The organism is Pseudochelatococcus lubricantis (assembly GCF_011762225.1).
In the GTDB taxonomy this organism is placed as follows: Bacteria; Pseudomonadota; Alphaproteobacteria; order Rhizobiales; family Beijerinckiaceae; genus Pseudochelatococcus; species Pseudochelatococcus lubricantis.
In genome coordinates this window covers 302,764-328,431 of the sequence record NZ_JAASQI010000002.1, presented here as the reverse complement: position 1 = coordinate 328,431, position 25,668 = coordinate 302,764, and the positions used below count along the sequence as shown (strand labels likewise).

Annotated in this window: 24 protein-coding genes; 6 read left to right on the top strand and 18 right to left on the bottom strand. The window is 61.7% G+C overall.

Annotation, left to right across the window (positions count from 1 at the left end; genetic code table 11):
• Positions 1–406 precede the first annotated feature (406 nt).
• Both FHS82_RS05425 and FHS82_RS05420 read left to right on the top strand, forming a co-directional pair.
• Positions 407–925, top strand: coding sequence for a hypothetical protein (locus FHS82_RS05425; protein WP_166949620.1), 519 nt, complete (start codon positions 407–409; stop codon positions 923–925).
• Between the two features lie 312 nt (positions 926–1,237).
• Positions 1,238–1,474, top strand: a complete 237-nt coding sequence (locus FHS82_RS05420) for a hypothetical protein (RefSeq protein WP_166949618.1) — start codon at positions 1,238–1,240, stop codon at positions 1,472–1,474.
• A 234-nt stretch (positions 1,475–1,708) separates the two neighbouring features.
• On the opposite strand, the gene FHS82_RS05415 is transcribed toward FHS82_RS05420, so the two are convergent.
• From FHS82_RS05415 to FHS82_RS21485, 7 genes are all read right to left on the bottom strand, one after another.
• The gene (locus tag FHS82_RS05415; protein ID WP_166949616.1) at positions 1,709–2,350 is read right to left on the bottom strand and encodes a nucleoside/nucleotide kinase family protein; all 642 of its coding nucleotides are present in this window, start codon (positions 2,348–2,350) and stop codon (positions 1,709–1,711) included.
• 1 nt (position 2,351) lies between these two features.
• Entirely contained in the window at positions 2,352–3,599 is a 1,248-nt protein-coding gene (locus FHS82_RS05410) for a hypothetical protein (protein ID WP_166949614.1), read from the bottom strand.
• Positions 3,592–3,888 carry a hypothetical protein gene (locus FHS82_RS05405; RefSeq protein ID WP_166949612.1) on the bottom strand — a complete coding sequence of 99 codons (297 nt, stop codon included), beginning with the start codon at positions 3,886–3,888 and terminating at the stop codon, positions 3,592–3,594. Before FHS82_RS05405 ends, FHS82_RS05410 begins: the two co-directional genes overlap by 8 nt.
• Positions 3,885–4,034, bottom strand: a complete 150-nt coding sequence (locus tag FHS82_RS05400) for a hypothetical protein (protein ID WP_166949610.1) — start codon at positions 4,032–4,034, stop codon at positions 3,885–3,887. The genes FHS82_RS05405 and FHS82_RS05400 overlap by 4 nt, the downstream gene beginning before the upstream one ends.
• A gap of 49 nt (positions 4,035–4,083) precedes the next feature.
• The gene (locus FHS82_RS05395) at positions 4,084–4,449 is read right to left on the bottom strand and encodes a hypothetical protein (RefSeq protein ID WP_166949608.1); all 366 of its coding nucleotides are present in this window, start codon (positions 4,447–4,449) and stop codon (positions 4,084–4,086) included.
• Complete coding sequence (locus FHS82_RS05390) at positions 4,446–5,240, bottom strand: glycoside hydrolase family 108 protein (RefSeq protein ID WP_166949606.1); 795 nt, start codon at positions 5,238–5,240, stop codon at positions 4,446–4,448. The genes FHS82_RS05395 and FHS82_RS05390 overlap by 4 nt, the downstream gene beginning before the upstream one ends.
• Before the next feature lie 64 nt (positions 5,241–5,304).
• Complete coding sequence (locus FHS82_RS21485) at positions 5,305–5,610, bottom strand: hypothetical protein (protein ID WP_377699902.1); 306 nt, start codon at positions 5,608–5,610, stop codon at positions 5,305–5,307.
• Positions 5,611–5,942: 332 nt separating this feature from the next.
• On the opposite strand from FHS82_RS21485, the gene FHS82_RS20900 reads away from it, so the two are divergent.
• Positions 5,943–6,164 (top strand): YlcI/YnfO family protein, encoded by a 222-nt coding sequence (locus FHS82_RS20900; protein ID WP_246225093.1) that lies wholly within the window; start codon positions 5,943–5,945, stop codon positions 6,162–6,164.
• Here FHS82_RS20900 and FHS82_RS05380 read toward each other — a convergent pair.
• From FHS82_RS05380 to FHS82_RS05335, 10 genes are all read right to left on the bottom strand, one after another.
• Positions 6,148–6,657: a hypothetical protein gene (locus FHS82_RS05380; RefSeq protein WP_166949602.1), complete on the bottom strand. Its 510-nt coding sequence runs from the start codon at positions 6,655–6,657 to the stop codon at positions 6,148–6,150. The genes FHS82_RS20900 and FHS82_RS05380 overlap by 17 nt on opposite strands.
• A 23-nt stretch (positions 6,658–6,680) precedes the next feature.
• A complete protein-coding gene (locus tag FHS82_RS05375; protein ID WP_166949600.1) occupies positions 6,681–6,848 on the bottom strand; it encodes a hypothetical protein in 168 nt (55 codons plus the stop codon).
• A 65-nt stretch (positions 6,849–6,913) separates the two neighbouring features.
• Positions 6,914–7,639 carry a hypothetical protein gene (locus FHS82_RS05370; RefSeq protein WP_166949598.1) on the bottom strand — a complete coding sequence of 242 codons (726 nt, stop codon included), beginning with the start codon at positions 7,637–7,639 and terminating at the stop codon, positions 6,914–6,916.
• Positions 7,640–7,650: 11 nt separating this feature from the next.
• Positions 7,651–9,453, bottom strand: a complete 1,803-nt coding sequence (locus FHS82_RS05365) for a sialidase family protein (protein ID WP_166949596.1) — start codon at positions 9,451–9,453, stop codon at positions 7,651–7,653.
• A 64-nt stretch (positions 9,454–9,517) separates the two neighbouring features.
• Positions 9,518–10,216, bottom strand: coding sequence for a hypothetical protein (locus FHS82_RS05360; protein ID WP_166949594.1), 699 nt, complete (start codon positions 10,214–10,216; stop codon positions 9,518–9,520).
• On the bottom strand, positions 10,217–12,394 hold the full coding sequence (locus FHS82_RS05355; RefSeq protein ID WP_166949592.1) for a hypothetical protein: 2,178 nt from the start codon (positions 12,392–12,394) through the stop codon (positions 10,217–10,219).
• A gap of 1 nt (position 12,395) precedes the next feature.
• Entirely contained in the window at positions 12,396–13,247 is an 852-nt protein-coding gene (locus FHS82_RS05350) for a hypothetical protein (RefSeq protein WP_166949590.1), read from the bottom strand.
• Positions 13,248–13,256: 9 nt separating this feature from the next.
• Entirely contained in the window at positions 13,257–14,741 is a 1,485-nt protein-coding gene (locus FHS82_RS05345; RefSeq protein ID WP_166949588.1) for a phage tail protein, read from the bottom strand.
• 6 nt (positions 14,742–14,747) lie between these two features.
• On the bottom strand, positions 14,748–16,325 hold the full coding sequence (locus tag FHS82_RS05340) for a hypothetical protein (RefSeq protein WP_166949586.1): 1,578 nt from the start codon (positions 16,323–16,325) through the stop codon (positions 14,748–14,750).
• Between the two features lie 6 nt (positions 16,326–16,331).
• Entirely contained in the window at positions 16,332–22,871 is a 6,540-nt protein-coding gene (locus tag FHS82_RS05335) for a tape measure protein (RefSeq protein WP_166949584.1), read from the bottom strand.
• A 63-nt stretch (positions 22,872–22,934) separates the two neighbouring features.
• Between FHS82_RS05335 and FHS82_RS05330 the strand changes: the two genes are divergently transcribed.
• The 3 genes from FHS82_RS05330 to FHS82_RS05320 all read left to right on the top strand — a co-directional run bounded on the left by FHS82_RS05330 (position 22,935) and on the right by FHS82_RS05320 (position 25,371).
• Positions 22,935–23,444 (top strand): hypothetical protein, encoded by a 510-nt coding sequence (locus FHS82_RS05330; protein WP_166949582.1) that lies wholly within the window; start codon positions 22,935–22,937, stop codon positions 23,442–23,444.
• 130 nt (positions 23,445–23,574) lie between these two features.
• Complete coding sequence (locus FHS82_RS05325; RefSeq protein ID WP_208394101.1) at positions 23,575–24,978, top strand: helix-hairpin-helix domain-containing protein; 1,404 nt, start codon at positions 23,575–23,577, stop codon at positions 24,976–24,978.
• 180 nt (positions 24,979–25,158) lie between these two features.
• On the top strand, positions 25,159–25,371 hold the full coding sequence (locus FHS82_RS05320; RefSeq protein WP_166949578.1) for a hypothetical protein: 213 nt from the start codon (positions 25,159–25,161) through the stop codon (positions 25,369–25,371).
• A 47-nt stretch (positions 25,372–25,418) separates the two neighbouring features.
• Here the strand turns inward: FHS82_RS05320 and FHS82_RS05315 are convergent, their stop codons facing one another.
• Complete coding sequence (locus tag FHS82_RS05315; RefSeq protein WP_166949576.1) at positions 25,419–25,661, bottom strand: hypothetical protein; 243 nt, start codon at positions 25,659–25,661, stop codon at positions 25,419–25,421.
• Between the last annotated feature and the right edge of the window lie 7 nt (positions 25,662–25,668).

The following is a 25,668-nucleotide window of genomic DNA, read 5'->3' as shown; positions in this document are numbered from 1 at the left end:
TTGCCACCATTGCGCGCCGCCCTCCGGACAGATATCCGGACAGAATTAACGCTGTCGCCCCAGCCAGTCGGCGATGCTGACCGGAAAATAATCGGGCGTGGGGCGCATTTTCTGCTTGCGGAATGCACACGTTGTGTGTATACATAATTCATCAGCGGCGAGATCGCTGCCGTACACGAACGGCAAGGAGCACTTGCGTGACCTCGATTTTCACCCTCCCCAGCCTGCCAGCGGCCTTGGTCGCCGAAAGGGACGGACGCTGGTTTGCCCTTCAGGCGCCTTGGCAGTGCGCGTGGGCCGGCAGGCGTCCGATACCGCGCCCCCTTGCCCCCGAACCCGTGAACATCCACCCTAATAGCCCTCTCGCCCTTCTCAGCGACATACCGGGCGTGGCCCGGGGGGAAAGATGACGATCAACTATACCGACACCGCTGATGGCAAAGTCCTGGCCGCCGACAACGGCACGTTCTATTGGCACCGCCTCAACGACGGAAACGTCTATGAGATCGCCACCAAGCGCACGATCTACCTCTCAACGGGTGGATATGCCCGCCAAGAGGGATTTGGCACGGACCCGGCTCCAGTTGATGTAGTCGAGGCCGCCCGTTCTTTCGCGCGCGAAGTGGCCGCCGAAGATCAGTGCCGCGCCAAAGCGGATCAAGACGCAGAACGCCGCCGGTCGGCAGATATTGATGCGGCCCTCTCCATAATCCCACAAGGAGCCCGCGATGAACTCGACCGCGTCAACGCCGAATGGCGACGGCGCGCTGATGCCGTCAACGAGGGCGGCGAAGGCTATGCCCACGTCGTCGGATGGTCCGATCACACGGGGAAAGAAATCCTCGCCAAACACGGACTCACTCTGGAACAGATAGATGATGTTACAGCTGCAGTCGATGCGCTGTTGCGAGCCGAGCCCCGCTGATTAGGCATCGGCGTTGCGGAACCGAGGACTACCGTCACGGTAGCATCAAAATCATGAGCTGGATTGTCCGCACCCCTCCGAACACGCCGCCGCCATCCGGCGAGACGAAGCGCGATTACGAGACCGACCCCCGCCCATTTAGTGAGATCGCGAAGGCGTGGGCAAAAGACATCCGCGCTACCCGCGCCCAAGCGGCCGAATCTCTCGGGGTATCAATCCACACCTACAACAGGTGGTGCGACGGGTCGCGGGTGCCCGACCTTGAAACCGCGACCCGCAGGCTTATGACATACATTGCAAGGGACACCCGGCATGACTGACTACGTCTGCATTTACATCCAGCGCCCCACCGGGACTGAGCATGGTGGGATCGTCGGGAGAGCTGCAACCGAGGACGGGGCGCTTCGGGTCGCTGAAGCTCGCGGTTACGCGCCCACGGGCGACGTACGCTGGTATGACGGCGTCGAGGGGCCAGTGAGAGCCGGATATCCCGCGTACGGCGCTGGCGTTTTTATTGTGGATGTAACCGCCAACGCGGAGGCGGTCTGATGACGAAATTCCGCGCCATTTCTGGCGGGAACGGAAAAGTCGGATGGAGCCGTGTCGAGGCATACGACATAATGTCTCCTCTGGGGGGCGGCAGCAGCGCTATTCGTGCCCCCACGTCGCCGGCCGTCGGCGGGGGCGGCGGGGGCGGCGGCGGCACTATCCGTGCCCCGATATCGCCAGCCGCCGGCGGGGGCGCATCCGCATCGGGCGGGCAAACCGGCGGGGGTGGTGCTGTCAAGCGGCGACCACCTGCCTCATCAGTACAGCATAATCCCCGTGATGGCAGCCGCTGAAGTCATCCGCGATCACCCATCCGGCTTCCAGGCGCGCAGGGGCCATCGAAAACGGCACGTATTGGTAAGTGCCCTCATCGGGTAGGCACGGTGCAAGCTCGTCGATCTCGTAATAGAGTTTCGCACGCGGGCCATCGTTGGAGATGGTGTGATCAGCATCGAAATCCATCCGCTCTGATGCGTGAGTGCCCGGCTGAACCCCCGGCCTGTCGATGCGGACGACGATACCGCCAACGTCTCGAACGGCATCCGCCTCGTTGGCAAATCGGATGTCATCCACCACAATATGACCATCCGGCATCGTGGCACGCCATGCGTTGATCCATAGATCAGGGGCGATAAGCGCCCTTCCCCATTCAGTTCCGAGCGTCTGCATGGCGTGGCGAGGCGTCTGTCCGCCCAGCAGGTCGCAGGGCACTTCCTTCAGGGCGCCGTCCGTGTGGCCTTCGTCAAGCCCAAGGCAGTGCAGCATGGCCTTCAGCGGGGCGGCCATCCGGTGGCGTTTGAAGCCATGCACGTCGATGAGCCTGCGTGCAGCTGTCGTTTTCCCGCTGCCCGCGAGGCCAGTGATGCCGATGATCATGCTACCTCCCCCACGGCGGCGGAACGTTGACGACATGCCGTCCGATCTCGCCATCGTCGTGGTGCAACGTGACTGCGGTCATGGACTGCCCGCTGCTGTAGCCATGGGCATGGTGGTAGCCGTCTTTGGCGGCCACGGTCTGGAAAGCCTCGCATATGACGTTTCCGACCTCCTGTACGCGCCGGTGGTGGATATGCCCGAACAGGTGCCACCTGTATTTGCTCGCGCCCCAGTCGTCGGGGTTGCGAACGGCCATCGTCATGGCTGCCTCTTGCGGCTTGATGCGGTCACCGTGGGTAGCGCCGATCAGGGTCGATCCGAATCGATGGTAAAAGAATGCGCCGGGGTCGTCGTCGATGGTGACACGAGGCTCGTCGGCGTAGAATGCGGACAGCGCGACCGTGAGCGCGATTCCGGCGTGCGGATCGTGGTTACCCGGCACGTTGCGCACCTTCACCGTCTCGTGTTTTCGCAGGGCGAGGTCGATGCAGTCCATGAACAGCTGCACGCCGGCAGTGAGCACGCGGAAGTATCGGCCATCCACGTCGAGGATGTTGCCGGATCGCGGCGTCATGTTGCGGCTGTCGTCGGCGTGGTAGAAGTCCCCGAGATTGAGGATGATGGCCTGCTTGCTCGCCGGGGATTGCGCTACGAGACGCGCCATGCAGGAGCGCAGGCGGTCGGCAGCAATGCCGAGGTCGTAGTCCTCCCCAGTCTCCCTGCCCCATGCCAACATGCCGAGATGAACGTCCGCAACCGGGTAGACGGACAGGAGCTTGTCGTCGGTATGTTCAGGAGGCGGCACCGGGAACGCCCTGCCCTTGTAGGCATCAAACGTTTCTTTGATGGCCTCGATCAGGACATCGGTATCGTCTAGGCGGGTTTTGACCCATTGGGCCATGACGCGCCCGTCGCCATCTACGAGCGCCGAGACGCCCTTGACGGCATGCCCCTCGGGAACGGCGAACTCTGGACCGGGCGCCTTTGTCTGCCGAACCCACGCTCCGCTCGCGTCTTTGCTGGCGATGCTCTTGATGGCAAAGCCGGGGATGACGGGATCGGTACCGAGCCGCCCCTGCTCGCCCATGCGCTTGATGCGCGTAATGCGGCGGCGAGCGCTACTGTCAGTGATGCCAAGCTCCACGCCCATAGCAGTTGTGCTATAGGTGCCATCACCGCGATCATGGCGCTGCATGGCGGCAATCGTAGCGGACACTTGACTGGCATCCGTGTGCCATAGGTCAGCCATTGTCGGCGCTCCCCTGCTTTTCAATCACGCGGTCTAGGCGCTCGCCCTGCTTGTCGATTGACCGCTTGATATCGCCCAGATTGCTGGTGATCCGAGATTCCATCCCGGCCAGCGCGTCATTCGTGACATGGTGGCGGGCGACAAATTCTCGGTGTGCGGCGACTTCGGATAGAGCCTTATCGGCCTTCGTCTCCACGCGCACGATGCGGCTTTCGATCCATTTGTACCCGCCCCATACGGCGCCGGCGACGGCGAGGAAAAGGCCGACGATTTCGTTTGTAATGTTCATTTGTGGCATTCCCCGCCGGCGTAAGTGATGCGGATGCACTCGTACCAGATGACGATTGCCTTGATGCGCCGATTGGCGGCCCCTCGCCCGGCACGCTCACGGGCGGCGATGGCCAGCGGGTCGTCACCCGCGCGAGGCTTGCGCACCTTCACCGTCTCGGCGTAGGCTGGCAGAGGCGGCAGATCGCGGCGGACTTCAATCTTCGCCGGCGTCGATGTCGAGCAGCCGGCGGCGATCAGCGTCAGAGATGCGGCAAGCAGCGCGCTCCGGGCGCTGCGCCAATTCGGCTTCGAGGGCATCAGCCTTCTCCAGATAGCGATTTGCGGCAAGGGCAAGGCTTTCGGCTTGCTGTGCGGCGAGTGTTTCGGCACGGCGCGCGGCGTCGATATCCGCGCGGGCAATGGCGAGATCGGATTGGAGGGCAGTGACTTCGGCCTGCCGGTCAGCACGGGAGTAGCCACGATGGTAGGCCACGCCGTAGGACAGCGTGGCGGCAATCGCGGCGATACCGATGCGGGAGGTGGCTATGCGCCATGCGAGGGAGGCAGCGGCGGTCATCATGATGCTGCTCCGTTGGCAAACCGCCGGTAGGTGAGGTACAGGCCGATGCCGACGCCGATGATCGTCAAGGCGATGAAGACGTACTGCAAGGCTGGCGTCACACTCTGGTACGGCGCAAGCTGATTGGCGGCATCCGTGACGGCCGACCCGACAGCGCCAACGCCTGCGATGGCGCCCGCCCTACCCTCGGCACTGCGCGAGACAGCCGTGTCGGCGGGGTCGGCTTTTGCAGGAGCGGCGTCGAACTCGCCAGCAAAGCGCGGCGGAGTGGTGCGGATTGCCATTGACGATGCAGCCTTGCGCACACCCTCAACCCGGCGGGTCCAGCCCTTGCCGAAAGCGCCGAAGGTCTTCAGCCGGCGCAGGAAGGCAAGGCGTCGGTCGCACAGATCGTCGATGATGATCTGGCCGCTCTTGCCGTAGGTGGCGTCGATCGTGCGCTGGCCGATGGCTCCATCGGCACTCTCACTGATAGCGCGCTGGAGGTCTTTGGCCGCCTGTGCCGGGCCGCTGTTTACGGCATAATCGAACACGGCATAGTCAACACCGGCCGGGAGATCATCGCCACGGATGGCGTCCCAGTACTGCCGCTTGTAGATTTCCTTCGCCTCGGCGTCGGTGATATGGTCGACGGCGCGCGTGGGAGAGGACTTCCGGCGCCGGAATGCGTCGAAAACACGTTGAGTTATGCCCTTGTTTGTGCGCCCACCAGGATCGCGAGGATGGTCAACGAGACCGCCCTCATGTGCGAGCACACGCGGCAACACCAAATCGAAATTGCTTGCCACCATAGTGAGATTCTCCAAAAAATCGGCCCGCACAGAGGCGGGCCTGAATTGAGGTGGTGGGCGGCGGTTATGGTAATCGCCCGTGGTTTTTGTGGAACCCAAACTGCCTCTCTGCCGCCTTGCGCGCGGCTACAGCATCTTCAAAGTCTCGGAAGTACCCGATGTGGCGCTCTCGATTGTTCGCTTTTATGCTTGCTCGCCACCGGCATTCCCGCTTCGCCCAAGAGACGCCAATGACGCCGCTCGTGTTGCTACTATGGAGCGCTACATTCCGCGTGTTCGCAGCATGGTCGACATTTCTGAGGTTATTGAACCTATTGTCACTGCGAATGCCATTGACGTGGTCGATCTCATCCGGATCTGCGCCGCACATCCATTTCCAGATTACGCGATGAGCGTAGGCCGCTCGGCCAAGAAGATTTCCCGCCCTATACCCATTTTTGTCGACATAGGCCAAGGCAGCCTTGCCTGCGTATGTTGAGTTCCATCTTCGACAGATGCGCGATGCAGGCTGGATGCCATCTGCGAACATCTCTGCCGGACGCTCTCTCCATGTCAGCGCGCCCGTCTCCGGGTCGTAGTCCAACAATCGACGCAACGTTTCCTGACCCAGCTCCATTTTAACCTCCAATCCGGTCTGGGTTGAAGATATAAACGATATCGCTTATATTCAATAAGCGATATCTCTTATTTTCGCATGAGGGGATGAAATTGACTCAGTTGCCGATATCGGATAGGTCCGCCCGCATGGGGCGGCCTCCGCTGAACGTGAAACCAATCCTAGTGAGATTGCCGGACGACGTTCCGGATCGCATTGACGCGCTCGTCGGCAAGCAGAAGCGCGCCGAATTCATTCGTGAAGCGGTGGAACGGGAGTTGAAGCGCCGCGAGCGTGAACAAAGGGCCGCTGCTAAGCCGCCAGAATGAGGATCCCCCACAGAGCGCCTACGATCAGCTCCGCCACGAGGATGGGTTGCCGCGGTGCCCAGCGCCATGCGCCCTCATAGGCCAACACGAACAGCGCAGCAGCGGGAATCGCGGCCCCGACCGGCCACCAGCTGCCCGATGCGAGCGATACCAGCGCGAGACCGGGCACCACCAACAGGTGGCGCAAGAAGAACGCCACGTGCACATGGCCGGCGGCGATCTCGATCAGCGCGGCGGACAGCGCATCAACCTCACGATCCGGCGCGTACCGCCCCAGCCCGAATAGATGCCCCCACGCCGGCACCGCCCACACGAGATAGGCCAGCGCCCATGCAACCGCCACCGGCCACGGCTGCACCAGCAGGGCGACCAGCCCCACGAGCGGGCCGCAGTACCATAGCGCTCGACCCGGGAGGCCGAGGCGAGTAAGCCACGTATCGTCACCTCGCGCGCGATTCAGCGTCGCGAGCAGGATCGGGATGAGAATGAACATAGATGCCTCCGTTATCGTCGCCTTTATCGCCGGCGCGCTGGCGTACCCGGCTGCGGTAGCGTGGCTGCGGCGTCGGCGGTGAGCACGTGCCCGACGCCGGCTGAAACACTGATCCAGTTGCCGGTGTCCCGACTGGACGTGCAGGCGCAAACGGCGAGCGCGAGGGCCGCCGCGGTGATGATGCGGGTCATGATGGTTGCTCCGGGCAATAAAAAAGCCGCCTCGTTGGGCGGCGGGTGATAGAAAGTGATCGCGGTCAGACGATACGCCCGTGCCGCGCCTCCCGTGCGCGGATCATCAAGGCGGCTCGGGCGACCTCGGCGTCGGAGAGATACCGCGGGTATCGCCAATACGACGCGACCTGTATCGAGCCAACGATGGCGCTGAACCGCGACCAGCCGATATGCAGCGGAGTCGGAACCATCGCGCGCGTCCCTGTATAGGCAACCGACCTCGACTGATTGGCCGTCAGGTCAGTGAAAGAGATGACGCCGGGTCCAACCCCAAACCGGAATAACGTCCAGTTTAGAGATGCGAAAGCATACAGATTAGGTCGAACCGGTGCCGCCGTCACCCCGTCACCTGATATGGACACGTTGAAAGACAAATTGTTATCGTCAGCCAAGCCTACCGAGAAATCACTCACCGCGTTGCTCATCCCGGTCGGGGTTCCGGCTGCGGCCTCCATGAGAGCGCACGCCTTGTTATTTTCCGGTTTTTTTATGACGACAAAAACGGTCGCGTATTGCCCCGCCGGCTCGGCCGTCAGCAAAGTGGACACCCTGTTTTTGAGCGTCAGAGGGTCGGCGCCGCTGAAGCTAAAGGTGCCCTGTGGAGATAGGCCCGGGCGTCCCTTAGCGAAATTTTTGGTCGCTTTATCAAGGCTCGTATCAAAAAAGAACAGATCAGCTAGACCACCAACGGGGTCTGCCGAGAAATAACCTACCTCGTCGGTGCCACCAATGATAAGTCTCGTGCCCATGCTCATGCTCCTTAAGGTGCGGTGTAGGTGGATGTATCGACCACAACGGTGGTCACAGACGGGCTGCCAGCCACAACGCTCTGCTCGATGACCCGGTGGAAAACGATCTGCGTCGGATTGGCGTAGCGGCGATCGTGCGTGACATAGATTTCGCCGTCCGGCCCGAAATCTGCCGCCGGGTACGTCGATGAGCCCGCGTTAAGTGTGACACGCATGGCGGCGGGCCACGTCTCCCCGTCGTCATCGGAGAGCGCCAGCGTCATGTTTACGCGGTTGGTCGATGCGTTGTACACGAGGACGAGACGCCCTGACGGGGAGCGCCCGAGCCAGATGCGGCTGGCTGTGAGCGGCCCCAATTTGGGCACGAGAGACGTTGGAGTGCTCCACTGGCCCGTTGCCCGGCTATAGGTCGACTCCAGCTGCCCTCCAGAGGTGCGCCAGTAGGCCAGCAAATCACCGCCTAACCGTTTTTGGACCACGTGATGCTCTGGATACGATACAGCGCCGCTCTCGATCGGGAGCCTCAGGACCGGCTCAAATACATTCTCGTCGACCCAGAATTTGTCGATAAACCGGCCCACCTCTCCCTCCAACGATGAAGCTGGCGTGAAGGCACCGGCTCCGCACGCGCGAGGCCAGTGCGGCTGACCCTCCCAAATAAATGGGCTGTACGCGAACCCGATGCCGGTATAGGTGTGCGGCGAGTGGATAAACTGTTTGGGGTCAGCCAGCGGATTTTCGAGCCAGCCCCCCCAAGCGGCATCGAAACCGTCAGAGGCTCCTAGCTCACCGTATAGACCACTGTTGTGGATATAGCGGATATACAGCCGCCCGCGCCACGCGAGAAGGGCTGCATCCGCCTCACGCGATAGAGGTTCGTCAGGATTTGGAATCAGATAATATGCATCGGCCCAAGTAATCCCGCCGTCATCAGAATACGAGATCACCTGATAGGTCCCAGGGCGCTCCCCGTATGGGTTGTGGAGGATGTCATCCGTGGTTGTGGAGGCGAAGTACGCTATAAATATACGGCCAAGCGAGCCATCCTGCCGGGGCACGTAGGCAATGTGCGGTATCAGCATGATCGTGCGCGATGCATACGGGTTGCCCGGTGTGGCAGTGACGATCCGCGGCGGCCGTTTGATATAGGGCGACGGGGTGACTGGCTGTGCGTGATCCCGAGCGCGGAGAAAACCGCCGACGCTAGTGATTTGGCGTTCGGGGCGCAGGATCGTAGGCAGGGGTGGCGCCAGCATATCGTTGACCGTCAGAGCTGACTGCTCCACCTGGCTGATGATATCGTCGATCGCGAAGCCAGCATCATTGATGACCGACAATCCTGTACCGGCCCCAGATGCCTCAACCGCCAGCCCCGGCAGCTCCGCGCCGCCGGCATGAATGCGAGCTATGCCCATGCCGGCCTCGTTGGTAACGACAAGATCGCCGCTGCCCACCTGATCGATCAGCGCCCGACGCGCGTCTGCTTCAGACGCGACCGCAGCGGAGGCGGCGTCTGCCGTCTCGCCCTGTGCAGCAGTGGCGGCGCCGATTTTCGCAGCCGTCAGCGATACATTGCCAGACTCGCCATTGACGCTGTAGACAGGCCCATCCTCTCCTCCCTCTACTGAGACTACCGGCGTATGGCTGCCATCCTCGTGCTGGATCGCCCGCAAATTATAGAGCGTCCGTAGCGTGGTCGGCTGACCGCCTGCCGCACTTCCGGCCGCCGATACCCGCAGCACGTGCGACCCGTCCTCATATTCGAGCGCGGTCAGATTTGACATCGTGCGCAGGACAACCTGTTCGTCGGCCATGGGGCCCTCCTGAAAACAAAAAACCGCCCGAAGGCGGCACGTGGCTTGCGAATTGTGCGGATCGTCAGACATCGCCCGCGTTGTTGGGGTAGGACCGGTCGCCGCCCCACATGATCCGGACGCCAGCGGCGCCAGCGGTGCCAGCCGTGCGATATCGTCCGCCGCCGTATTTGCCGCCGAGATCGCCCGAGCCGGGCGCGCCGCCCGAACCCGGGCCGCCATTGACCGTGCCATCCGCGCCGCGCCCCTTGAGGCCGACGCCACCGCCAGGCCGGGTTGTCGTCGAGCCGCCGCCGCCCGCACCTGAACCCGCAGGAGCCGCGGCGCCAGCATTACCGCCGTTGCCGAGATAGCCCGCCGCGCCGCCGCCCGCCGTGTTGGCCGCCCCACGGCCGCCAGTGCCGCCGCCGAAATCCACCAACCCGGGCGCGTAGAGTTGCGTTCCGCCGACGCCACCGTCCACGGTCAATATGCTAGCACCGTTAGCCGAGAGCAGGCGCGTGCCTGACGTGCCGCCCCGGAAAATACCGGCATACCCCGGCATGTAGATAGTGATCGTCTCGCCGGGCGTGACGATGATACCATTGGCCCATGTGAGTCCGCCGCCGCCGATATTACCGCGCCCGACAGTGACTGCGGATATGAGCGTGACGCCTGCGGGCACGACGAACGTAAACGTATCGCCGAGACTGCCATCGTATTCGATCTGCCCAGCCGCCGCTCGCGCCAGCGCGGCAGCGGCCCACCATACTGATCCGAGCATTTACGCCTCCGGAATGATGCTGTAGTGGATGACGGTAGATGCGATCACCTCGTATGCGATTTTGAAGCCCTTGCCGGTCGCCGGGAGCGTCGTATTGCCGTAGGGCCGCCAGTTTGAGCCAAACGCCAGCGTCTGCGCGGCGGATCGCGTGACATTGATAGTCCCCTGCTGGCCAGCCTTGACGTTCGTGGGGTTGCCGAGCGTGCGATTGTCCGTGATTTCGACGCGGAAATTTATGCCGCCCGCAAGGTTGATGGCGATCGTCGCCGCATCCGTAAGCTCAACTGGCGCAAGCGCCGCCCAAAGGGATGACGGGGAGACGTATCGGTTCTCGACTGTCCCTGCGCGGACCTCGCTCGCCATGGCCTGGATGACGACATACAGCCCGTCGAAGTATGTCTTCAGCGCCGCCTTGATCACCGTCCACGTGACCTTTTTCAAGGCTCCGGAGGCGGCGCTGTCAGTGAGGGGGATGGTGTCCTCGTTGACTGGCGTTTCCTTTGCGGTGGCCGCGCCGATGGCCGTGGCAGTCACGTCGGCACCGATCGCGATGCCCGCGACCTTGTCGGCTTCCGCGGCAGTATACGCCTGATACCCAGCTGCCCACGCGCCCGTCAGTGTGCCGGATGCGGTAACGGGAGAGCCGGTCACGGTAAAGCCCGCAGGCAGAGACAGGCCGACGCTCGTGACGGTCCCGCCCGCGCCCCCGGAACCAGCGTACGATACCGAAAAATCAACCCGGAGCGGCGACGTGCTGACAACCTCGTAGATGATTTTCGCGCCCGCGCCCGACGCCGCCGGCAGCTCTATCTCGCCAACAGGATTCCAGGCTGCCCCATATGACAGCGTCTGTAGAGCCGAGCGCGTCAGCTGGATCGTCCCGGACTGACCGATTTTCGCGCCGGGCGGATTCGCGAGCGTCGTGTTGCCGGTGAGCGCAAGCGTAAAATTCTGGCGCGCCCCGAAGTCCGGCGTCGCCACGCCCCCGCTGACCGAGATTGCAAGCGGGACAAGCGTGTCCCAGAGAGCCTTTGGCGTCACGAACTTGGCGCTCTCTGCCGCGTCCATAGCAGCCGAGAGGTCAGCGGTTAGCGTGGCGATGGTCTTGCCGGAGCCCTTCAGAGTTTTGCCCGTCGTGCCACTGAATAGCGCTAGCTCGGCGTCGACCACACTGCCATTGGGGCCTACGACGTCACCCGAGCCGGACCCGGCCGGCCCTTTCATCGAGAAAAGCTTGGTCCATGCGCCAGCCGACTTGAACCAAAAATCACCTTGCTCGCCTGTCACCCCATCCGCAGACTGCATCCAATAGTCGTCGTTGCTGCCGTCGCCCGGCGCTGGATCGCGTGCGCCATTGATGATCTGTGCGCCGCGAGGCCCCGGCTCGCCCTTAAGATCGGATAGGGCTACAATATCCGTCCATGCCTCCACGCCAGCATATCGCCACTGGATATGGGTGGCGCCCCCCTGCATCTGGACCTCGCGCCCGTCAGCCCCCTTAAGCGCAGACAGTGCAATCAGATCGGTCCAACTGGATGCGCCGACATACCGCCACTGCACATGCGTGGCTGAGACCTGCATTTCAATTTCGCGTCCGTCTGCGCCCTTCAGGTCGGCGATGGCGATGAGGTTGGCCCACGAGCCCCCGGCCAAGCGCCACTGGATATGCGTGGCAGATTTTTGCAGCTCAACCTGCTTTCCGTCAGCGCCTGCCGCACCAGGACCACCTGCCACACGGATCGTCCAATCTGCGCGCGATCCGCTACCCGCGAAAGACGCCGCCGCGATCGTGAGCGAAGCGCCTGAGTAGGCCGTGACCTGGCCGAGGATGTAATGCGTCGTGGGATTGGCGTCTGATGTGAGCAGTACGAATGTGCCGGCGCCAAACGCCTTGCCAGCCTGCGTCGTCAGCGTATTGCTGCCGGCGCCGATCGCAACCGAAGTCGTCGACGTGCCGGAGAGAGACGCTGCTTGCGCCGCCGCGGACAATGCAGCCGCCACTGCCGCATCAGCTTCGCGCGCCACTGCATCAGTGACATCAGCCATGGCGTGCAAACCGGGCACGAAATTAACACGGTGGCCGTCGTCGCCGAGGCCGTTAGGGTCAGACAGGTGACTATTGCCGTTGATGCGTCTCAGCTCAGCAACTGCGGCAAGCTCTTGAGGTGTCAGGGCCATTTTAGATGATCTCCTTGATCTCAAAGCCATAGGACGTGTAATCGATAGGGATTGGCTGACCGATCGCATCGCGCGAGCGCATGCGGCCGAGAAACGACCGGCGCTGGACGTAGGTGCTGTCGGGGTCCGGCACCACGAATACCTCACCGCTGCTGCCGATATCGCGCATCATATTGAGCGCCGATCCGTAGGTGTCTGTCTCTTTGAGGTACGGCCACGAGCAATTAAATACGCGCGGCTCCTGCCTTCGCCAGAAATACTCGCTGCCGCCGATGCTCTCCTGCACGACGGTGCGATCCTCAAGGGACAACCCAGTGCTGCCCGGCTCGTAATTCACGGCCGGCTGCCAGCGCTTGGGCATCATCAGCCGGCCAAATTGCAGGTACCCGGCAGCATTCGCGGTATCGTCGATTTCGATGCGCCAGTACCGCGCCGTCACCGGGGACGGCAGGAAATGCATGATCCACCCGCGCAACTCGACCTCGCCGGCGGACGAAATACCGTACCAAAAACCGGGATCCTCCCACGCCAGTGAGAGCGACGGAACGACATTGGCGCCAACTGTCCCGCTATCGTAAATCGCTCCGGTCATATTGGCGTTGTCAGCCCCGCGAACGCGGTATTTCAGCCCGCCAGAGGCATTATAGGGGCCGAGAAAGATCGCCGGGATCGACTGCGCCGCGCCGAGATCGATGCGCATCTGCGTCGACGTTGTCGCGGCGTCGACAGACCGCGCCACCCGCCGGAGCATGCGATTCTTGAGATTATTGAGCGGCAATCCAGCCGCCCACGATCCGCCGGACAACGACGCCGCGTCGGCGTAGTTGCCGTAGTAGAGTGCAAGCTGTCCCATGAGTTCCCCTCAGCCGCAGAGGTAAATGCAGCTCACGCGCTTCCAGTCGTCCGCCCCCGAGAACGTGACGCTCTCTCGCGCTTTGGCGACGGTGTAGGCGCGCATGATCCCGTCCGGCTGCCGCTGGCCTTTGCCGCGCAGCGTCGATGTCATGATCAGGTCACCGGCCCGGATATCCCCGCCCCGGCCGCACACATTCACCTGCCCCTCGCCCACGCTGTTGATGGCGAGGCGGTCGTAGCGCTCGGCGAGGATTTCACGCAGGCGGGTAGTGCCCTCGGCCTGTGGCAGCCCACCGATCAGCGATGCCGGCTCAAATGGCAGTCGGCGCGACACGACGCCAACAGCGGCCGGGTCTGCATCGTCCTCCGCGACGTAGACCTCCGTCACCGTATCATCGACGCCGGATCGAGCTATCACCTTCAGGTCACAGACAATATCACCAATTTCCGTGGGCTCATCTTTCGCGATAAATGCGTCATGCGAGCCGGTGAAGGGAGCAAAACTCCCCTTCTCGGCGTAGACGGCGTGCCCGCCGCCGCCCTGCGCGACACCAACAATTGCCTGCCCGCCCAATGAGTCACCGGACGAAGCGTTGAGCCTCGTGGTGCATCGCAGCGCATGGCCGGTCAGCTGACCCACGGAATAGATGCCAACCGCCGGACCATTGGTGGCAGTGCCCTCGAACATACTCGCGGGAGCATTTTCCGTTACGCTCTTTGCGCGGACAATCAGCCCGTTTCCGGTCGAGTTTGATATCCTGAGACCGACGTTGTCTGTGCCGCCGAGCGAGGCCTGCCCGCCGGATACGTATGCCGTGATGTCATTTGTGTCCGCTGAGATTTCAACGCGGGTGCCGGTCGCCGCCGTCCGGAATGTCAGGCCGGTGAAGGTGCCGGCGCTGACCTTATCTGCCGTCAGGCTGGCGATTTTTGCATTCGTTATCGCCGCATTTTGAATATTCGCCTCGGCAATAATTGCATTGCCAAGGTGCGCATTCACAATGGCGGCATTACCGATTTTAGTTTGCGTGATCTGTGCATCACCGATTTTCGCCGTAGTGATTGCCAAATTGGCAATTTTCGTCGTCGTTACAGCGCCGTTGCCAACCTTGTTTTCTGTGACAGCGCCATTGGCGAGCTTGTTTTCCGTTATGCTGCCGTCCGCGACATCAGCAGATGTCGTCGTAGCCGATATCCCGGCAGTAGCGCTCGCCGGGTACCAATCGCCATTATTATCCGACACGTCGCGCGCCCGCGCCCAATAATAGCGTGTCGTGTTGGCCGGGAGATCGGCATGGATGAACCCAAGTACGGTATCGCCAACTTTAATCGACGAGCCCCGGCTGTTCGTGGTGGACGCCCAAATCTCCACGGCGTCGAGCGCCATATAGGGCAGGCACGATCCGCCGGTGGTGACAGGCGTGACAAGGATAGCCCCCGGCCCCGCCTGCGCCGCAGTCAGCGTCGCAACCGTGATATCGCTATCGGCCATATTGGATCACCCCCAGCAGGTTAGTTTGACGGTTTGCGCCGGGTCGTCGGCGGTGCCGTAGCTGTCCTCGCGGCCGATCACAACGAAGGGGCGCCCTGAGCCGTAGCCGAAGCGTGGCACCTGCACTGTGATCGTGTCGCCCAGGTTGATTGCCGTCGCGCGGGTATAGGCTTCGTCGCCGCGCTCACTGTCCCCGAAAGGGAGCGTGATGACGATAGTGTCACGCCGGAGCCCTCGCAGGCCAAGCAGGCGAGACGCCTCGGCCTCAGCCGCCGATTGCGTCGCCAGCAGCGTGTCGACCGTGATTTCAGGGGAAAGCTTGTGCTTGGTCTGCGCCGGCAAGTTGTCGGCCTTTGCCTCACGATATTCGGTCGACAGGTATGCCCGCCTGTCATTGCTCACGCAGCCACCCAGCTCGCCATCTTGCATGAGGTGCCAAATGCGGCCGTAGCGCACAGTTGCGCGATAGATCGGGATGCCTCGGCCGTCGTCGCTGGCGGCCAACAGCTCGATACCGCCGCTGCCGAGGATATCGTCCTCGGTAAACGTGTCTTTCGGCACCCCCGGTCCGGACACGCGCCCGACCTGAAACACCCCGAGATGATCCGGCGCCAGCCACCCGCCGACGCTCGCCAGCACCTGCGAGATAGCATCCTTGGTGTGCATGTCAGTGTCGATGTAGATGCCGCATTCGGCGTTATTCAGGCCGTCCAACGCAGTGAAAGTGGCGGTGTTGAAATCGCTCGTCGTCATGCCAGCCCGCAGCAGCACCCGCCGCGCGATCTGTGCCGCTGTACGCTGGCCGGCTCCCCCTTCTACAACGTCAGCCGTGATCTGCTTGTACGGAGCACCGCCAAGCCGCGCCATGCCCTGCGCGAGGCACGTGGCATACTGACCCGGCCGGATGCTTGCATTGCGCAACTGTGTGATGGTCGAGTAATTGGCCGCGAGCTTGAGCTGCACGCCGGCGTCATAAACCGTAATCGACTGGACCGCGCTGTCAGACCACTGGTAAATCAGGTCGTATGGATTGGCGATGATGCCGGGGACGTTGAAGACCGCGCCGAAGATTATGGGCTTGGTCTGATCCTTCAGATCGGCATTGCCCTCGGCAGTAGGCCCTGCGCTCGTAGTTGTGCCAGCGTACCTATTTACCTGTAACGGCTTGTCCAAGTCAAGTCGTCTGTCGAAAATACGCACGCGAAGTTCTTCCCACGCTCGCGTGCTGTCCAGCATCTCTACCGATCCGCGGAATACTGTCCTCGCCTGCGCATAGGCCGTGTCAGCGTCCGGCAGCACTTTGATCGTCACCGGCCGGCCGTCAAAGCCGTAGTCGAGCCAAGCGTCAAGGCCGCCGTCGACATTGGCGAGCACGATCTCGCCATAGCCGATCTCAGCATCACCCGACGTCGCCCCCGGCCGAAACAGGTTCCGCTGGAACGACCCCGGCGAAATGACGCGCGGTTCATACCACGTGTTCGCCGGGCTATCCGTGGGCAGCGTGGCGTAGCCCTCCGATGCGAGGTGCAAGGTCTCGACGCCGGCGCCCGTGTGGGCCTCCAGCTCAATGAGATAGACTGTCATGTGGTTTTACCTCGCGATCCGCTGCCGGCCGATGGTGCTTTCGGTGGATTTCACGGCGCTCGTGGTTTGCGAAACCGCTCCAATGGTTCCGTTGAACCCGGCGACAAGAGCCTGCTTCAGCTCGGCCACCTCCTGCCGTAACGCCCTGATCTCGGCTTTCGCGCTGTCATCGTTGGCTGACGGCAGCCGGCCAGTGGCGTTGATCGCCGCGAGCGTTGGCAAGGTATCGCGATTGACGGACGGCGCGCGGGTCACGAACTCCCCGCCTGCCAGTGCAATGTTGCCGCCTCCGGCATACCGGGCCAGCACGCTATCCACGTCCCACATCCCGTTGCCGACCATGCCACCCGTGGCGTAGCTGCCGACGATCCCGCCGAAGCGCATGGCGCCGTGCGCCTTTTCCCAGTTCAGGCGCTCCATCACTTGCGCGGCGGTCGATGCCCCGACATCCATCTGGTTAGTCCAGTAGGACAGGCCGCCCGTGTCCGCCTCGCGCCCGAAGACATCGCGATACGCCTGCTGGACAAATAGCTCGTTGGGGTTTTTCGCCGCCAACGCCTGCTGCTGGGCGAGGATGTCGGCCTGCGTCTGCTGGGCCTTAGCCAAGGCCGATTCCGCTGCCGTCAGCTCCTGAATTGCCTGATAGACCGACATGACCGATTTGTCGATGCCGAGCAGCGCATCCATCTGCGACTGCACGGCGTCGAGATTGGCCTGCGCCACCGACAGCGCGGAATCGGCCTGCGACTGCTGCTGCTGGGCCGTCACCAGCTCCTGCTGTGCCGCGAGTAGATCGGCCTGCGCCTGCTCAATGGACAACACCGTGTCGTCGATCCGGGTGAGCGCTGCGATCTGCGCATCGAGGGCGGCCAGTTGGCGCTCGGCCTCCGACAGCTGATCCTGCGCCGACGCCGATACCCGGTCGAGGACCGACTGGACATCGTTAAATGCCTGGTAGTAAGCCTCCGACGATGCGTAGTAGCCCCGCGCCTCCTCCAGATAGCTGCGGGATACGCTCTCCAGCTGATCCATGGCGCCGGTATCGCCGGCGAGCGCCTTGGCAGCGATCTCCTGATACTGACGCTGGGCCTCGGCGAGGCGCTGGGCCGGGCTGTAGGGCGACAGGCTGTCGTCGAGCACCAGCGACGCCTTGAACTCCTTGATGCCCTTGATGAACGACTGGAGCCTGCTGACGGTATCCCGCAGCGTGCTGGCCTGATCCTCATAACCCTGCCGCACGGCGTCCTGCGCGCGCTCCAGTGCCTGCTGGGCGGCGTCGACGCGGGACTGCGCATCGCTGACGGCTTGCGCGGCAGCCTGAGCTGCCGTCTGTGCCGCATCCACCTGTGCCTGCGCGGCGTCGATGGCCGCTTGCGCCGCAGATTGCAGGTTCTGGCGGGCGGTGTCGACGGCGGACTGCGCAGCGCTCACCGCATCGGCAGCAAACTGTGCCTGCACGTTGAGGCGCTCGGCCGCGATAGCGCGCTCAAGGGCGACGAGCCCCTGCCCGCCTGCGGCCAGCTCTGCCGCGCGGCCCCGTGCCGCCGTCCTGTCGAACTCTCGCAGCGCGCCGTCGAGCGTGCCGTTGTCGTTCGTGGCCGCAAAGAACCTGTCTTCAAAGCCCCTGATGCGCTCGGCTGCGGCGGCGATCTGGTCCGCCGTCTGCTCCACCGCTTTGCCGGCCTCCTTGAGCGAGGACGACAGGTCCGGGAACCACGAGATCAGGTCCGCAAACGCATCGCCCGTCAGCCCCGCGTTGTCGACGATGTTCTGCGCGGCGAGGCTGAAATACTGGTTCACCAGCCCCACGTCCACACCGACGCTCTGAGCCGTAGCCGTCAGCTCATCACGCTCTGTGATCAGCGCGCGCATATCGCTGATGTAGCTTTTGCCCTGCGCGCCAAGAATTTTGTCGATGACGTTGTTCTGGACATCCCAGAACGTATCGCCGACCTGCTGTGCGGCCGCCGAGAACGCCGTCAGCTGCCCGGAGAGCTGCGGGAACCATGCCAGAAGGTCGTTGAACGCATCGCCGGTGAGCTGGGCATTCGTGACGATGTTCTGCGCGGCGAGGCCAAAATACTGATTGACCAAACCAACATCAGCCCCAAGCTGCTGGGCCGTCTGCGTCAACGAATCCCGCTCCGTGAGCAGATTCCGCATGTCGACGATATACGATTTACCCTGAGCGCCAAGCACCTTGTCAATCATCGACTCGTTGAACTGCCCCGCCGTCTGGATGGCTTCATCCATCGTCGCGACAAACTGGTGCACCACGCCGGACAGCTCGGGGAATTTCATCAGCATCTCGTCGAAGGCACCGCCGGTCAGCTCCGCACCGTCCACAATACCCTGCGCGGACAGCTTGAGGTATTCCGCAATCCGGCTGCTTTCATCAATGCCAAGCGCTGCGGCGTCGGAATACATCTGCTCGACCTCCGCGAGCGTGTCGCGAACATCGTTCATGTATCCCTTGTCCTGCGCGTCATAGAGCTTGCTCGTCAGGTCATCACTGAAACTCGTGCGGAGCGCATCCATCGCCCGCAGCACACCCTCGTCAATCGCCCGAGCCGCGTCGCCACTCGACATGTACAGGTCCTCAAGGATGCCCTGTAGCGCGCTGGCACGCCCGTTGACCTGCTGGATAGCCTGCTGGACAGCAGAGATGGATTCCGCCGGCTCCAGCATCGCAAGAGCGGCATCCCGCGCGGCCTGCGTGGCCTGCTCCGCCTCGCCGCCTGACCACACGTTGAAGGCCTTCTTGACGTCCTCCACCCACGTCAGCAACTCATCCCCGAAGCTCTGCATCTCCGATTTTGCCGACGTGAACGCCCCGGACAGAGCGCCACCAGCAGAGAGCTGGTCAAGCGTGCCCTCGAAAACGTCGCGGAACTCTTTCCCGATCCGGGCCTCGAAGGCATCGAATTCCTTGTAGAGCCGGTCAACCTCGTCCATGCGGAAAGCGTTCGTCGCGATGACCAACAGCTCATGCGTCTTCGAGCGCGCCTGATCAACGGCCTGCTGAAGCGTGCCCGTGACATCGCCTGCGAGGGCGGCAGACAGCTCCTTCATCGCCGGCAGGGCAGACTGGTAATTCGCTTGGGCTTCTTCGTACCGCGCCTGTTTCGCTTGTTTCTTGGCCTCCTGGTTAGCGTAGACGGAGATGCCGGCGCCGATGACAGCGCCAATACCGCCGAGAGCCGCCGACGACAGGCCAAGGGCCGCGCCAAGCGTGCCGCCTCCCGCAAGGCTAATGCCACCAAGCGCCATGCCGCCTGTCGCGCCGGATATCGCCCCGCCAACGCCCGCCATGCCCATGGAGCCACCAGACATGCCTACGCCATACGCGCCGACGAGCGAGGTGACGCCGGCCATCGCCCCCATAATGGCCTTTCCATTCTGTTCAAGGAACGTACCAGCGCTCCCGCCGCTCGAAAATGACGTCGCAATGCCCGTCTCCGCGCCGCTGGCGGTGCCCTTTTCCGCACCCTTCTCAACCTGCTTTGGGATGCTGCTAATCAGCTTATTGGTATTGCCCATCAGCACACCAAAGATGCCGCCAACCGCATTCGGGTTGCTCGGGTCGTTCGAGGCGAGGCCGGTGAACTGCGCCAACGGCCCCTTGCCCGTCAGGAGAGCGTCGAGAGAGGCTTTCGACCATGCGTCGCCGATGCCCTTGATCGCGTCCGTCAGCGTTTCGGCGTTCAGGGTCATGTCTTCAAGGGCACGGACCCAGGTGGCGGAAACGAGGTCTTGGACCTGGTTTAGCGCCTCCTGAGCCTTCCGCTGCGCGTCGAGGGCCGCAGTCAGCGCCGACACCTGCTGCGCCTGCTCTCGCAGCCGGGCAAGGTGCTGTTCGGTCAACGGCACCTTGGCGCGCAGCGCGGCGGTTTCGGCATCGTGTGCGTACTTCAGGTACAGGACTTCCTCGGCAGACTTGCCGTATCCGGCGGCCTCCAGCTCCAACAGCTTGATCTGCTCGTCGTTCCGGTGGATGAGCTGTTCGACGGCGTTTTCGAGCTGCTGCGTGGCCTTGGCATGGTCGCGCGCAGCCTTTCCGGCCTTGCTGTGCTTCGCCGCCTGAGCTTCAAGATCGCGGTTCAGGTTCGCCATATCGCCAGACCGGTTCTTCTCGTTCTGGGCAATCAGCTCCTGCACCTTGTTGTACTCGGCGCCGGTTTCGAGCGTTTTCCTGATTTTCTCTGCCGCTTCATCGTATCGAGCGTTCAATTCAGCTCGTGCGCGTTCCTCGCGAGGAAGGGCATCGCGGGCAATTTTCTCGCTCTGCGCTATCACGGTTTCCTGAGCGGCGGTGTAACCAGTGACGTTGCCCGTTGCCTCACCCATCGCGGCGTTGAGCTTTTCAAGTTGGACGACATACGCAGCCGCGTCATTGCTCTGCTGGAATGCTTCTTCGGCCGCAGCCATCTCCTTCTGGTAGTTGGACTGCAATGTCGCCAGCTTCATCTGCGCCTGCATCGCCGCATTCATCTGGGGTGCGAGGGCGATGATTTCCTTCATGGCGCTGGACAGGCCATAAACCTGCGGCGTCGCGCCGGCCGCCGCGTTGCCCATTCCGGTCACTTTACCAGCGAGAAGATCCGCAGTACGGCCGGCCCCGTTCATGTCTCCTTCCGACGCAGCAACCGCATTGGAAAATATCCCGGCATTCCTCCCAGCATCTTCATATTTCGAGGCCAGCTTCATTAGCTCATCGGCCTGCTGGGCCACCTCAGGGGTTGCGGCAGAGATAGCATCAAGCGTTTGCCTGAACCCGGTAAGATCACCGCTCTTGAACAGGCGGTCGGTGGCATCCGCAAGTCGACGAGCCCCCTCGCTCATCTCGACGCCAAACGCCTGCTTGAATGTCGTGAGCAACCCACCGCCGGCGATCTCACCCATCGTCTGCTTGATGCTCTCAAACTCCTTCCGCGCCTTTTGCAGGGATGCCTCCAACTCCGTGCGGGACATCTCATCAAGCGCCTTGGCGAACTTCTCTACGTCACCAGCGGACTCTCGATATTTTTTGATGATGCTATTAAGGACGCTCTCGTACACCCGCAGCGACGCCGTCGCGTCATCGGTGCTTGTTGCCCAATATGCAATTCCGGCAGCGACGCCGCTAATCACTAGACCTATAGGCCCACCAAAGGCTCGCATGACAGCATTGAGCGCGCTGAGAGCCCCGGAAAGAATACTCGTTGCCGCTGCTGCTGCTGTAGCTGACGCACTGATCTGCCACGCCAAGGCAATGGGTGCCGCCATCTGCCCGGCCGTCAGGGCAAGGCTCGGGACGAGACGACTGGCCATAGCGCCGGAAACAAGGGTGACTGCCGCCGCGACAGCCCCAAACGATGGCACCCATTTATCGATGATTGCGCCGATATCCGCCGCCTCAATGGCCTGCCGCATCTCCTTCATATGGCGGGCAATCGTTTCGGTGATCGCAAGTTCCTTGTCGATATCGCCAATGCCCTGAAGCACAGCATTGCGCATCAACGTCATTTCGCGCTCGACGGTCGGCGGCAGCTTGGCGTATTCTTCGGCGATCTTCTGCGCGCCCTTCACGGTGGCATCGATGATGACCTGCGTCGTAATGCCCCCCTCCGCCGCGAACGCGCGCAGCTCTCCAATTGTCATGCCGAGGCTATCCGCTAGCAGCTCCGTGATACGCGAACCCTGCTCAGCGACGCTATTGAATTCCTCGCCCCGGAGCGCGCCTGCGGCGAGGCCCTGCGACATCTGAATGATCGCATTCGTCGCTTCCTGCGTGCTCGCCCCGGAGACTGCAAACGCCTGTTGCAGCGTGTTTGTGACCGTCAGAAGCGTGTCACTTTCGACGCCAAGGCTTCTCGTTGAGCGAGCGAGACGCGCGTAAAGCTCCACCGTGCTTTCAAGTGCCGAGCCCGAACCTTGCGCAACCGCATAAAGCCGCCCCTGAACGGCGACGAGCTCGTCGGAACTTGACGTGACCAACTTCAAGCGCCCTTCCAGCATCTTCGAGGTATCGGCCATCTCGATAAACGTGCGGCCTAGCTGGTAGACACCCAAGCCGGCGATCAGCCCCGCTAGATGGCTGTATGCCGTGGACAGCAGGCTGACGCTCGACGCGCCAGCTCTTGCCTCACTCCCCGCGCTCCGCATCCCCGCTACAGCGCGATCAAACGACGACCCCATCTGGGCGATGCTTGCCTGCATAGCCCGCGTCGCCTCCGCAGAAGCTCTCATCGCCGCCGTCGCCTGTCGTAGCTCAGCTTCCATCCGGTCTATGGATGACCCCATATGGGATGTCGCACGCGCCATCTGCTGCATGGCTTTCTCGGCGTCGCGGATGGCCTTTTCCACTCGCTCGAAATTGGTGATAACCTTGCGTGTCTTCTCGCCGGTTTTTTCGACGGACTTCCCCGCATCGTTCGACTTATCGCCAAACGTATCGATTGCCTTCCCGGCTTCGTTGATGGATTTTTCAATGTCAGCGAGATCGACGGACGCCTTTTTGACGCCAGCAGTGTTAACCTCAAGGTTGACGCTGTGCGTGGTTGCCATGGTAGGGGCTCCAATGAAAATGCGCCCAGTGGGCGCTAAACTCAGGTAGGCGGGGATCGGCTCATGAAAAATTTAATAGCGGCGTGTATCTCGGTACTGTTCTTCACCCCAGCGACAGCCGCAGACCCTGAAGGGTGGACCTTCATTCAGAACAAGGACAGGCTAACCGATATAGAAACAATCTCCGCAGCTCTTACAACGAGTTACGGGAAAATCATCGGATCAGGCCGCAAGTCATCCGCCGGAATTGCGGTCACATGTTCTCAACAAACGTACGGAATCCTTATATACTTCGGAGATAGAATCGCCTTCGACTCTGATAAGAAAATTGAATACAGATTCGATAAAAATCCGTCAAAATCAGTCGATTACGAACCGTTGAATGGAAATATTTACTACGCTAAACTAAAATACAGAGATGACATCAAGGATTTTGTCTCTGAGGCGTTACGATCAGACACCTTGTATATAAGGGTCCATTCTCGTTTTGATGCTGCTGAGGCAGAGTTTTCCGTGTCTAAGAACATTGATGAAGTCTCTTCGGTTCTTAACGACTGCATCGAGTTGCACTAAACCACTCAACGGCTGCGGCTGGTACAGGGTCGATCCATCCCCATAACTAAGCTACGAAATGCGGAGTCGACCGCCCGTCACGCCTGTGGTTCTCTTTTGGTGACGGGCGGGCGTGAACCAGGGGGCTGACATGGCAACATGCAAATGGTGCGGGCGGACTGGACCGCATGTTGAGTTGGATACCAACGGCTTGTGCGAACCGTGTCATGACATCCATGTCCCCATTATCGAGAATATTGGCAGGATTATCACCGAATCGATGGGCCTGATCCATAATAGCAAGAGTGCATCAACCCGCCTTTCCCGCATATGGGTAACGGAAACGAACGCCGAACGGCTCCGGCCGTACTACGAGAAGGGCATACCAACTATTGCATGGACATCTGGAGGGTCACTTCCGCCCGATGAGTTGATTGCACACGCCACCGGCATGAGACGGAAGGTTATCCAAGAGTTCATCGCCGAACAGGCCGATACGGCGCGAGACCGAGCGCGAACCGCGACCACGCTGCGCGAGAAATTGGCCGGGTACGACGATGCGCTCAAGGCCCTCGACCGCCTAATGAATGAGGTGCAGGACGTAACGCATCTTGAGATGGCCGGCGCGATCTTGACCTATGAGCGGAACAGCATCCGGTTTGAGACCCTATTCGAGAAGGCAGTTGCGCTTGAGGAAGCCGGGGAGCTTGCTCAAGCGAGGACTGCATATGAAACCGCCGTTGCGGCGCTGATTGATGACAACACGCCAGACGACAGGCAGGATGACCTGTTCATGCGCGCCAAGGAGCGGATAGACTCACTTGATGAGCGCCTTGCTTCTACCCCAGTCCAAAAGGCACCTGCACCGCCACATGCGGACGATCGCAAGTATCTTCCAGACACCCTCCCGCCGCCGAAACCTCCGAGGTCGATCCTTGAAAATGAGATAGAGCGCGCGTCAGTTATGCAGGTTATGGCCGAGCAAAACAGCGACCTCATTAGCGGTTGGCGGCTCCACGTAACCATGAGCACAAGAACGCCGCTTAAATGGCTTCTTCGTTTCGGGGAGATTCACGACGGGCACGACTACCCGCGCGAGATCGCCCCGATGCAGCATGCTATATGGGTCACTCGGCTCAAGCCGTGGAGAGAACTCGGGATCGACATCGATGAATTGCCGCCATCAACGATTGCGAGCGATATCGGCCCAATCCCAGGAGATGGCGGCGATTTTCTCCCGTTCCTGATATCGTACCGCCGCATCATCGAAAGCGATTCGCCCCGTGCTGAAGTCCTGGCATGCCTTCGGCAACTGAACGCCGCCTCACCAGACGTCGTCAGGCACTTCGGCGGCGACATAGCCCGCTACTTCGTTATTGATGAGCTTCAGACTCTTGACGGATGTGGTCCGGCGATTGCAGACCGTCTGTTCGGTGCCGGGTTCACGTCCGCCGATGAGGTCAGAGCCGCACCGCTGGAGCGCTTCAAAGTCATCAAGGGGCTGGGGCCGAAGACGATTGCGCGACTGCAGGGGAACCTAGACGCAAAAAGTTGAGCCTACCTATTTACCTGTAACGGGCGGTGGGTGTCAAGTACGAAGGGGGAACGCACCCACCTCACATCTGATGATACTGACCATTTTCTATGCAACTGTAAATTGCACTATGAGCTGAATCGACTCACGATCAGTGACATCGTCTCATCGTCCTGCCTTTAACTGAAAAGGGGTTGGGACATGAGCGAAGAAAGAGCACTTCAAAGGGCCATTGATGGACTGCACGCAGTTCGCGTGGCACGCGACACCTACGCGAGCAGCGAAAAGGCCGTCGAGATCGTCAGAACAATTGCTGACGCTCTCGACAACACTAGCACGCCGCAGCCGGCAGTTGTGAGCATCGACCGCGAGGTCGGCAAGGCCCTTCGCCGGGTGTATCTCGGCGAAGGCTGACGGGACGGAAGCGGCCGGCGGACGACTAGCCTGCCGGCCGGTACATTTCACGCTGATTTTCGCAGAACGTGCGTATACGGATGGTAGGGCTTCGCAGGCGGTAGCCGCTCGCTGCGCCCGAGCAGCGCACGATCGAACGCTATCAGCGCCTCCTCGAAGTGCCGGATCGCCGCGGCGAACCATTCCCGGTCACCGAACGCAGTGCCATCCACACGGCGCACCTCGATCACCAGATCGTCCACGCCCTCGCTCACACGGCGAAGGATTTCAAGCTTCTGCTCATTGTTCATTTCATGT

Bases quoted from the DNA above. Each gene is read 5' to 3' on its own strand.
- FHS82_RS05325 (WP_208394101.1), top strand. From the start codon at position 23,575: ATGGCAACATGCAAATGGTGCGGGCGGACTGGACCGCATGTTGAGTTG.
- FHS82_RS05370 (WP_166949598.1), bottom strand. From the start codon at position 7,639: ATGGGCACGAGACTTATCATTGGTGGCACCGACGAGGTAGGTTATTTC.
- FHS82_RS21485 (WP_377699902.1), bottom strand. From the start codon at position 5,610: ATGTGCGGCGCAGATCCGGATGAGATCGACCACGTCAATGGCATTCGC.
- FHS82_RS05330 (WP_166949582.1), top strand. From the start codon at position 22,935: ATGAAAAATTTAATAGCGGCGTGTATCTCGGTACTGTTCTTCACCCCA.
- FHS82_RS20900 (WP_246225093.1), top strand. From the start codon at position 5,943: ATGAAATTGACTCAGTTGCCGATATCGGATAGGTCCGCCCGCATGGGG.
- FHS82_RS05375 (WP_166949600.1), bottom strand. From the start codon at position 6,848: ATGACCCGCATCATCACCGCGGCGGCCCTCGCGCTCGCCGTTTGCGCC.
- FHS82_RS05335 (WP_166949584.1), bottom strand. From the start codon at position 22,871: ATGGCAACCACGCACAGCGTCAACCTTGAGGTTAACACTGCTGGCGTC.
- FHS82_RS05405 (WP_166949612.1), bottom strand. From the start codon at position 3,888: ATGAACATTACAAACGAAATCGTCGGCCTTTTCCTCGCCGTCGCCGGC.
- FHS82_RS05360 (WP_166949594.1), bottom strand. From the start codon at position 10,216: ATGCTCGGATCAGTATGGTGGGCCGCTGCCGCGCTGGCGCGAGCGGCG.
- FHS82_RS05425 (WP_166949620.1), top strand. From the start codon at position 407: ATGACGATCAACTATACCGACACCGCTGATGGCAAAGTCCTGGCCGCC.
- FHS82_RS05395 (WP_166949608.1), bottom strand. From the start codon at position 4,449: ATGATGACCGCCGCTGCCTCCCTCGCATGGCGCATAGCCACCTCCCGC.
- FHS82_RS05350 (WP_166949590.1), bottom strand. From the start codon at position 13,247: ATGGGACAGCTTGCACTCTACTACGGCAACTACGCCGACGCGGCGTCG.
- FHS82_RS05355 (WP_166949592.1), bottom strand. From the start codon at position 12,394: ATGGCCCTGACACCTCAAGAGCTTGCCGCAGTTGCTGAGCTGAGACGC.
- FHS82_RS05365 (WP_166949596.1), bottom strand. From the start codon at position 9,453: ATGGCCGACGAACAGGTTGTCCTGCGCACGATGTCAAATCTGACCGCG.
- FHS82_RS05390 (WP_166949606.1), bottom strand. From the start codon at position 5,240: ATGGTGGCAAGCAATTTCGATTTGGTGTTGCCGCGTGTGCTCGCACAT.
- FHS82_RS05340 (WP_166949586.1), bottom strand. From the start codon at position 16,325: ATGACAGTCTATCTCATTGAGCTGGAGGCCCACACGGGCGCCGGCGTC.
- FHS82_RS05345 (WP_166949588.1), bottom strand. From the start codon at position 14,741: ATGGCCGATAGCGATATCACGGTTGCGACGCTGACTGCGGCGCAGGCG.
- FHS82_RS05380 (WP_166949602.1), bottom strand. From the start codon at position 6,657: ATGTTCATTCTCATCCCGATCCTGCTCGCGACGCTGAATCGCGCGCGA.
- FHS82_RS05320 (WP_166949578.1), top strand. From the start codon at position 25,159: ATGAGCGAAGAAAGAGCACTTCAAAGGGCCATTGATGGACTGCACGCA.
- FHS82_RS05415 (WP_166949616.1), bottom strand. From the start codon at position 2,350: ATGATCATCGGCATCACTGGCCTCGCGGGCAGCGGGAAAACGACAGCT.
- FHS82_RS05315 (WP_166949576.1), bottom strand. From the start codon at position 25,661: ATGAACAATGAGCAGAAGCTTGAAATCCTTCGCCGTGTGAGCGAGGGC.
- FHS82_RS05420 (WP_166949618.1), top strand. From the start codon at position 1,238: ATGACTGACTACGTCTGCATTTACATCCAGCGCCCCACCGGGACTGAG.
- FHS82_RS05410 (WP_166949614.1), bottom strand. From the start codon at position 3,599: ATGGCTGACCTATGGCACACGGATGCCAGTCAAGTGTCCGCTACGATT.